General features: G+C 26.9%; 5 protein-coding genes. 4 read left to right on the forward strand and 1 reads right to left on the reverse strand.

The window, feature by feature from the left end:
- Positions 1-23: 23 nt before the first annotated feature.
- Positions 24-674, reverse strand: coding sequence for a hypothetical protein (locus DMG62_22040; GenBank protein PYY20771.1), 651 nt, complete (start codon positions 672-674; stop codon positions 24-26).
- A gap of 3,107 nt (positions 675-3,781) precedes the next feature.
- On the opposite strand from DMG62_22040, the gene DMG62_22045 reads away from it, so the two are divergent.
- The 4 genes from DMG62_22045 to DMG62_22060 all read left to right on the forward strand — a co-directional run bounded on the left by DMG62_22045 (position 3,782) and on the right by DMG62_22060 (position 7,886).
- Positions 3,782-3,970: a hypothetical protein gene (locus DMG62_22045; GenBank protein PYY20772.1), complete on the forward strand. Its 189-nt coding sequence runs from the start codon at positions 3,782-3,784 to the stop codon at positions 3,968-3,970.
- Positions 3,971-4,573: 603 nt separating this feature from the next.
- Positions 4,574-4,753, forward strand: a complete 180-nt coding sequence (locus tag DMG62_22050) for a hypothetical protein (GenBank protein ID PYY20773.1) — start codon at positions 4,574-4,576, stop codon at positions 4,751-4,753.
- Entirely contained in the window at positions 4,735-5,361 is a 627-nt protein-coding gene (locus tag DMG62_22055) for a hypothetical protein (protein ID PYY20774.1), read from the forward strand. Before DMG62_22050 ends, DMG62_22055 begins: the two co-directional genes overlap by 19 nt.
- A gap of 2,321 nt (positions 5,362-7,682) precedes the next feature.
- Positions 7,683-7,886 (forward strand): hypothetical protein, encoded by a 204-nt coding sequence (locus DMG62_22060; GenBank protein PYY20775.1) that lies wholly within the window; start codon positions 7,683-7,685, stop codon positions 7,884-7,886.
- Positions 7,887-10,004: the final 2,118 nt, after the last annotated feature.

The raw sequence follows: 10,004 nt of genomic DNA on the forward strand, positions 1-10,004 counted from the left end.
TATAAAAAAAAATATAAATTTAATTATTTTAAATAAAAATTATAATTTATTCTTTTAAATCGAATGTTTTTGACTACTATCCTTTGAGTACCAAATGATGCTAAAAGATATCCTCCTAAACGACCTAAACCTTCTTCTATTCCAATTTTATCATCACAAATTCCAACTTTTTTGTTTGAAGATTTTCCATTAACCATCACTCCAATATAATTGTTAATTTGATCTATGCCATCATCTACTACTTTTCGAACGCTCGTTAGTTTGTACTTTCCTTCATCCTTTGACCAAAAATAATAATTTCTGTTTAACAATGCATCTTCTGACTCGCTTTTTAATATATTATCAAATTCAACTAAAGATTTGTAATCAGGATTTTTAATTACTTTACCCTTACTTCTGGAAAAAAGTCCGACTAAATTAAGTAGTTTTAATTCCAATACAGCCGAACCAAAATTCTTGTCACAAATAAAAATATCAACAAACCCGTATTTATGAACGTTTGGTTTTAAATGTTGAACAATTAAACGCATTTCTGATGACCAGCATTTAGCCGGTAATAATAATTTGACAGTAGTTTGAAAAGAATTCTCATTATAATCTCTAAACGAACGAAAGCTTTTTTTCTCGTGATATTCTTTGATTTTTTTAATAAAAGGCTCAATATTACCTTCCACAATTGAACAAATCAAATAATCAGTACTCTCCTTCTAATAAAAAAACAAAATAATTTAAATTAATAAACAAATAAATATATAGATAATTAAACAATTCCAAATTATATCAGTAAGAATTTGTTAAAGAACGCGATGAAAGTTCAGTTAAATTTCATATAATTAAAGTTTTAATCAGTAAATTTTAAATAGACTTTCGAGCCAAGAACAAAAGCAATTTTAAACTTTGATCCGCATTAGTTCAATTTTACTTTCATGCACACTTCCGCATAGATTTAAATCGGAACCTACAAAATAATAAAAAAGAAACGTCAGTACTGACGTTTCTTAAAGTTAATGCCGAATTCCAAGAGCATATAAAGAAACTGAAATCTATAAAGTAAATTTCGAACCCCCAACTTACCAGTGTTGTCCAAGAACCGTCCTAAAACCTAAAAAAATAAAAACAAAAGGCGTTAATAACGCCATTAACTACTACCACACACCAAAAAAAACTTACCTATAGTCTTGCCAAAAGACCGTTTGTTTTTTTAAAAAAAGAGAAAAATGAAGTTAATTTAGTTTTTAAATAAGTAACGGTAAATAACGATAACGGAAAAATATACCTTATCATTTTCCATTTCCTCCGGAGTTCCGACTTCTGACCTAAAGGAACAATAAATTAAAAAAGAAGTTAACGTTAAATTAAAAGTTAAAAGTTAAAAAAAAAAGAAAAATTTAAAAAAAACGCGGAACGAAATCAAAGAAACTTACCAAAACCCCGTTAAAGAAGCCTAAAGAAATAATAATGATAACGATAAATTAAAAAGAAAAGTTAGAAGTTAAATAAACAGAACGAAACGAAAGTACTTACCGACAAATTTTTCTCGGTTATCTTCATCCTTGGAGTATTTAATTTGGCAAGGAGCTGAGTATGAAGTAAACTAAAGAAAACTAAAAAGGAAATGGAATTTTAAATTGATTCGACATAAATGCGGACGGAAATATTTTAGTCAAATATGATCAATGTTTATCAAACACAAGAACAAATATGGTTAATCATACGGCTGAAAAACCGTGTAACATCAATTCATATTGAACACAAGGATTTGTCCCCAAAATTTGAATTTATTTTTTTAAAAGGGCGAAATGATCGACAATTTATAATAAATAGCATTTTTTTCATACGAAAAAACAATTTTATTTCGCTTTCTATAAAAATTAAGCAAATTAATTTTCTTGGTTTACTAATAAAAAATATACCTGCGAGCTGCTCTGTTATAATACGTAATATATTAATATTATAGCAGTTGTAACCTTTAAACGATCTTTCTTCAAAGTTGGTCCAAAAAACAATTTTATTATTGTCATTATCATTATGTCTTTTGAAAGGAGAAAGGGAACTCTTGCTGACTATATAAATAGCAGTGAATTTGAATGTGATGACCCAGATGAAGACAATATATTGCTTGAGAATGATGACTATAGCTCTACAGCTGATGAAATTCCAGAAACACCAACTACTATTGATAGCGATAATATTCATGAATTCTCCTTTGATTATGAGGCATTTCAAAATGTTAGAGAAAGAGCTAGTAACTTAAATGAGTATGATGGAAATGATATAACATGGGAAGATATGGATTCAATTGAAAATGATTCTGTTTGGACAAGTTCAACAATTGGGTCTGATGAAAACTATCTTATAGATAATGCAGAGTGTAATGAACAAGAACTTGTTCCATGTGTCTTAATGGATGTTTTTGATGGACAAATAAAGCGTTGTCCAAATTATGCTAAGCAAGGACATTCTCTTCGTCCTCTTTGTCAGTTAATAGGAATGTGAGAAATTGATGAAACTGTGATTAATCAAACTAATCCCAAAGATATGTTACACACATTAGGTGTTTGTATGTCACATTTTTCATATGATCAGAATCAATTGCATGAAAAAAATTCAAAGCAGTTACAATCAGTAAATGAAAGCTATATTTGTCGACGACGTTGTCTTTTCTGCCATAAAGATAAATACTTTTTTAGCCGTAGAATGAATTGTGTAGAACATTCAATAAGTATTAATAATCGAAATATACAAATACCTTGTATAGGATTTCAAGTATATCCAGCTCTTAATGATAAAGATGAAAAAATTGTTAAGAAATCTAGTATTACAAATCAAACTGCACGTTATATATGTTCAGAATGTTTTCAAATACAGGGAGGGCATTTTTTTGAACGAAAAGGAAGTGGTGCAAAGGTTTTTTCCTGCCATGAAAAACACAATCATGATACTGTAGATGCGCTTAAATTATTAGGACGATGGATTTTGGATGTGGCTGATTTGGATGTAACTGATTCAAATAATAAGATGAAAAATATATTATTAACAGAAATAAGCACAGTAATTGGTACAGTCTTTAATAAAATTAAACAAAATGATATTAGTACTGATAAAGTACCTCCAAGTTTATTTTCAATTAAAACAGCATTACGTTTAGAAAAAGTAAATTTAAAGAAATTAAAAGATGAATATTCATTTATTAATTTATTAAATGAACAACCAAAAAAAATAGGAGAAGCTATTGGAATATGTACTTGGAAATCACGTCATGAGGTTCGTGAAAAAAAGAATAAACTTGAAACTCCACAATCTCTTGAAGAATATCGAAGTGGTTTTCCAGTAGTTTTAAGTAATTTTTTTAATGGATTTATAACTACTATACAGAAGAAAAAGCATGAAATTGTAGCAAAAAAACGTAGGCAAAGAGGTCTTTTAATAAAAGATTTTGATGAAACACATTCAATTAAAATATCAGTTTTTATTATTTCTATGATTTTATCAATTACTTTTCCAGGAATTGATATATGGCTTACCCATATAATGAGTTCTATATGTCGGAAGCCAAAGTTATTAAGTTCTCTTTATACAATTTTATGTACTGCAGGTGTAGTTTCACATACACAACGACATGAAAGAAGGCTGAAAAAAGTTAGAATGGATAAAATTAATCCAAAAGAAAGATTACAACAGGGTCCAAATATATGGAATGTTTATGTGATAGATAATATAGATTTTAAGGAGCAATCATTCGCTTATGGAAATATTTATGATGTAACTCAAGCAACAACACATGCAACATTACGAATGGTCTTTCAGTTTAATCTACCAATTTCTATTAATTCAATTATTGCTGAGGCAAATTCTAATAATAAGCAAACTTTTAAAATTGGTTTATCACAATTTACAGATAATGAACTTCAAAGCTTTGAAAATAAAATTTATTTTCTTTTACAAACTTATGGAACAGATTTTGATGTAAATACAGTTCATCAAGAATTAGTTAAAGAAGTTGAATTAGGATGTAAGATTTTACCACCTAATGTAGTTATTTTAGAGTCTGGAGAAAACCCTTGTAATAATGAAGCTGTACATAATGCTTGTAGTATGTATTTTAATGATGTTGGTCCAAAGAATGGTGATAATAGAAATATTGATGTAGCATGTGATGAAGCAATCTTTCGTCGTTTAATTTCTTATCATGAACAAAAACCTGAAATAAGATTATTACTTGGTGCATGGCATACAAGTAAAGAAATGTGTAACACATTAATAACTATTTTTTCAGGATACGGTATTTTCAATTTAGCAGCTTGTATTGGTGTTAAGTATTTAGATAAATTAGAGAAAGTAACAGATTATCAGGCAACATGTCGTGTCTTAGAATTAATATGGGTGGCTGATGGAATTTCATTAAATCAAATAATGAAATGTAAAAACAAAACATTTAAGGATATTCAAAATGAAAATAATTATATGTTAAAAGTATGGTATTTGTATTTTTGCTGGTGTGGTTTCTGGATTGGACATAAAATAGGTATTAGATATGGCAATTATAATATGCAGTTTGATAATTTGCTTGCATTTGCTCCTCTTTTTCCTATATCAGGAAAAAATAATTATTCAAAATCTGTTACTCATTTTATTCATTTTATTTCTAAAGATCCATCATTACAATTATTACTTCAGCATGTATGTTCTGTCAATCTTACTAGTTCAGGTCATTTTTTTGCTTTTGATGAAGCTTTGGAAAGATTTGGAGTAAAGTATGTAAAACAAAATATAGGAAAAAATCCTGGTAATGATGAAGATTTAAAACAACGAATAAGCTCTATACAAACTGAACGAGAAAGACTTGATGTACTTTTAAATGAATATGTTGGTGAAGACATTTTTATTCGAAGTGAACGTACTATAAAATCTCGTAAAGAAGCTCTTTGGAATTTAGTAAATCAACTTGTTGATGCATTTAATCTTATAGATTCAACTACTCATGAAATATTTAAAGATACAACTGAAAATAATCCAAATGGATTTAATAATTTATTTACATGTTATGAATTAGGAATTGAAAGACTTAATAATATTCATGCACAAGAAATTGAAAAAAGCATTTCCATTAATACAAAAGGACGTCGTATAAAAAATATAAAAACAATAACAATTGAACAACGAAAAATTATAGAAAAAAATCGTAAAGAACAAGAAAAAATAACTAAAAGGAATGAAAAAATAATGATAACACAACAAAATATAGAAGAGTTTGATAATCAAATAGAAGGTATGATAAAAGTTAATTATAAAATTCTAATTATAAATAATAATAATATTATTATTATTACTAATATATTAATACTAATACTAATATATTAATTAATTCTTTAAAAGATGATCCTAATGCTAAAATTAAACGAAAATACAGAGTTTTAACTAATTCAGAACAAAATATTTTTAAAAGATTACAACAATCTTCAGAATTATCAATACAAGAAACAGAAAATGTACTTGTAGAAATCTGTTCATTACCTGATAGCAAGTCTGAAGAATGGGATGTAAAAAGAATTAGAGATATTTGGTTACGATATAAAAGAAAGCAAAAATCACAATAATAATTATTAATTTTATCTTTTTTCTTATAAGTATTTTAAATTTATGTATAATAATAATGATAACAATAACAATAATAAAAATTGGTTAAAAAAAATATATAAATTGCTTATTTAATTATTATCGTTATTATTTATTGAATATAAAACTAAGTAAAATATTAATCATTTATATTATAAAGCTAAAAATTAAGTATTATATGTAATTTTATTGTATCTATAAATTTACTTAGATTATAAAAGTAGAAATAAAAAGTAATTTTTAACTTTTATATAGAAAAACTATATTTTTTAATAAAATTGAGTATAAAAAACAGGTGTATATTCTAACTATTTATATTATTAAGCTGAAAGTTATATATTATGTGTAACTTTATCACCTCTACAACATTATTTAGACTATAAAAGTAAAATTAGAATGTAAATTTTGACTTTTATATAGAGAAACTGTATTTTTTAATAAAATTAAGTATAAAAGACAGGCATATACCTTAACTATTTATATTATAAAGCTGAAAGTTATATATTATATGTAACTTTATCACCTCTACAATGTTACTTAGACTATAAAAGTAAAATTAGAATGTAGATTTTAATCTTTATATAGAGAAACTGTATTTTTTAATAAAATTAAGTATAAAAAATAGGCATACACCTTAACTATTTATATTATAAAGCTGAAAATTATATATTATGTGTAATTTTATCACCTCTACAACTTTACATAGACTATAAAAGTAGGTTTAGAAAGTAGATTTTGACTTTTATATAGAAAAACTGTTGGTAATAATTTTATCATAAAAAATTCATTTTAAAATTTCTAAGTGAAGATACTTTAAAACTATTGTTAATATAAATATTATAAACCTAACTACTTTTTTAATAAAAATCTAATTATTTTGAGATTAAATTAATAAAGATTATAACTAATTATAACTATTAAATTGCTATATTTATATAAATAAAGATTAATATTAATATATTTTTTAATATATAAAAAATTTTAGCATTACTTTAAAATGTAATATCTTAATATCTAATGATTGGATTTTAATGAAATTTAATTTATTAAAATTGTTTAATTAAGGTGAATTAATGCTAATTATTTCATATTAATTAAGATGATAATAATAATAATATAACAATTAAAATACCATTTAAATTATTTATAAATCTAGTGATCAAAAATTAATGATTAATAGCTTATCAGATTCATCTTAATAAGACGAATCTAATGGTTATCATTTCATAATAATTGGATTAATAATGGCTGAGATATATTAATTTAAAAATTCTAAAATAATAGAAAAGACATGTCTAGTGATCGATATATATTTAGGTTGCGGGTGAAACCCAAAGTGAGTATGATATGTACGAGGAATTAGCACAGAATATAAATAATGAAGAAGACGAGGAAATCGATTGGACAGACCCACTAGCTTCGAGTATAATATCAGATCAATCTAATATTGTATTAGAATTGTCTTCTCAAAGTAAAAAATTATTTATGGTACGGTTGATTATTTAGTTGTTAATTTTATTATTTAGAATACTAATTTATTTTTTAAAGTCACCAGCTGACAATATGAGTCCAAGATTGAGAGATCACATTATATCAGAATGTCAAGATTTAATAAGCAAATATAATTCTTTGAATAAAGAATTCTTAGAAAAAGATATGAGAAAAAATGGATAGATGATATCGATGAGCAAAAAAAAATTACCAAAGATATTTTTAGTATATTGTTAGTATTTTCAGTAACAATTAAATAAAGAAATATATTTATGGTATGACGCTGTTTTATTAGGTGCCTAATTTGGGAGAACCATAACTTTACCGAACATCACATGCGCCAGGAAGTAAGCGAGGGTGCATACATGGCGGAGGTGATATTGCCGATAATAAAGGCCGTATTACCATTTAAGAGAGGAGTACGCTTAACCAGGTATTTGTGCTGAGCATTTTGAATCTTAGAATTATATTTAAAATGGTTATAACGATTATTTTTTAGTGCTGAAAAGCAAAGCAAGGCAAGTGCTTGGCGTCGACGTGAGGAGGGTAAAAAATTCGGATTAAAACCAGATCTTATGACAATTGTGAAAAATCAAAATGCATTTGAATTCGAAGTTATGTATCTTGAATGTTCGCGCATATCGAGTGAAGGTAGAAAGTTGCAAAACGACGAGATCAAATTGTACAGAGAATGCAATACTGGGATGGACTTTGCTCATGCAGGCTGTGATTTATCAACGGAATTTGGGATAATTGGTATTCAAATAGCAGGTAGATAAGCTGTAAAATGAGTGTTTATCTTACATATGATACTTCAATGTTACTAATATTACTTCAATCCTAGGCGAAAAGATATATTTGAACGTTTTAATAAGAGATAAAAACAATATAACCCGGTATTTTCATTTATGTGAGGCCAAAATCCCATTTAAAGTCTGCAATAGTGATGAGCTTATAAAACTTGTGAATTTATTGCTTACATTTAGGGTAATTATCAAATTACTTATTGATATTCGATTTGCTTTATAATTTGTTAATCATTTTTATAATCATTAGAATGTAATTACCGTAAATATGAGTATTGTGAAGAATTCTTCATCTATAAAACAAAGGCGTAAGAAGAATAGTATTAATATAAACAGTACTATGCCAAGTCCAAAGAAAATAAAATAGGTACTAAGTTATAATCTCCGTAAATTGTAAATCGAAATTTTATGCGAAATTATTATCAAATTGAACTTTATTATTTTATTATCGTGTGGATAATAGTGCAATTAAATTTCACAGAATGGACGAGATCATTTTTCATAATAAATAAAAGCGCTATTAAATAAGAAAGAATAAAATCGCCGATTTCTCGTCTATTTCATAATACATTCGATCCAATTTTGTTCAATGACGTTTATGGCATGCGTCATCACGAATTTAACTCGGATATTTCGGAGTCAATAATTGTTAGATCCGCAATCACAAAGGGTGAACCGAACGAAGCAATGGATATTTCAAATTCATTAAATAATATTTTTAGCGAGTTTATTTTTACTCGTTTTTATCAATCCATTTATTAATTATAGAATGAGAATAAAATCGCGATATTTGTAATAAATCCGATCCGATTTTTATCAGCGACGTTAGTTCACGTATCTCATCGGTCGATAAACAATTTTTATTCAGCGACGTTTGTGATCACGATTCTAGGTTGAACGATACGTTACAATTATTACTTTTCAAATATGTCGTCACGTTAGATTTTGATTTGATGAAATCACTTATTGAGGAAAACTGTTTAATTAATTGACTTAGTAAATATTTAATTTCAAAACTATAATAAACATAGGCGATTAAAACTTGAATAAAAAAATTGTAAAGAAGGAAAAAATCGCTAATGCTGTTTCCATTTATTTATGATCTCTGACGTGTTTCCTAAGATAGTCCGAACGCGAGAAACTCCTTGAGCAATGTGGAAATTGGCAGTGGAAGGCTGTAAAAATAAATAAAATCGCATAAATAAAAAAAATAAACCAAAAACACGCACAACAGATTTTAGTGAAATCTATATTCAAATCATCAAATCTTCATATTTTTAAAAAAAAAATACAATAATCGAAAATATATATTGAAAAGAATAAATTTGTGTTTATCGAATGAATGAATGCTTTTATCCTTACTGCCCAGATGATGCCTTTAACACGCATTCTCGAATTATTTCATTTTTAAAAAAATCACATCATCACGCATGATCGTGATCCGAATTCGTTTTTCGCTATATTTCCTTATATTCTACGCTTAAAATCGTGTTGAATTTATTAACAGAGAATCGCATATTATCGTAAAATTAAAATGGGATCGCAATTACTAACTTTCGGGTCGGAATACCACGATCGTAATCCGAATCCAGAGGTTGTGATCTGATCGCGTTTTGTTGAACACTTTGGTCAAAGAAAATAAGCAAGAGAATCTTAAGTAATGTTACGTGAAGATTAGAGCCCGACTTTTCTTGTCAAAAGATTGGATCCTGACTTTCCTTGTCAAAAGATTGGAGCCTACCTTTCGTTACGTGAAGATTGGAGCCTGACTTTCATTGTTAAAAGATTTGAGCTGCCTTTCCTTGTCGAAATATTGGAGCCTGACTTTCGTTACGTGAAGATTGGAGCCTGACTTTTCTTATCAAAAGATTGGATCCTGACTTTTCGGAGTAATTATATATACAGTAAATAAATCTGTGATATTCTTTATCGTATAACATTGAGTTCTTTCTTCTTTTTTTTGAAATTTCTTTGAAATTTCTTTATTTTCTTTTCTATTTTCCTATTTTTCTTTTCCTAATAAATTCTAACTTTCTTGTTGCTGGGTATGGATCCCCTATTGGTCCATTAACGATTAAAATGTTAAAATCG

This window comes from Acidobacteriota bacterium, from assembly GCA_003225175.1.
GTDB lineage: Bacteria > Acidobacteriota > Terriglobia > Terriglobales > Acidobacteriaceae > Gp1-AA112.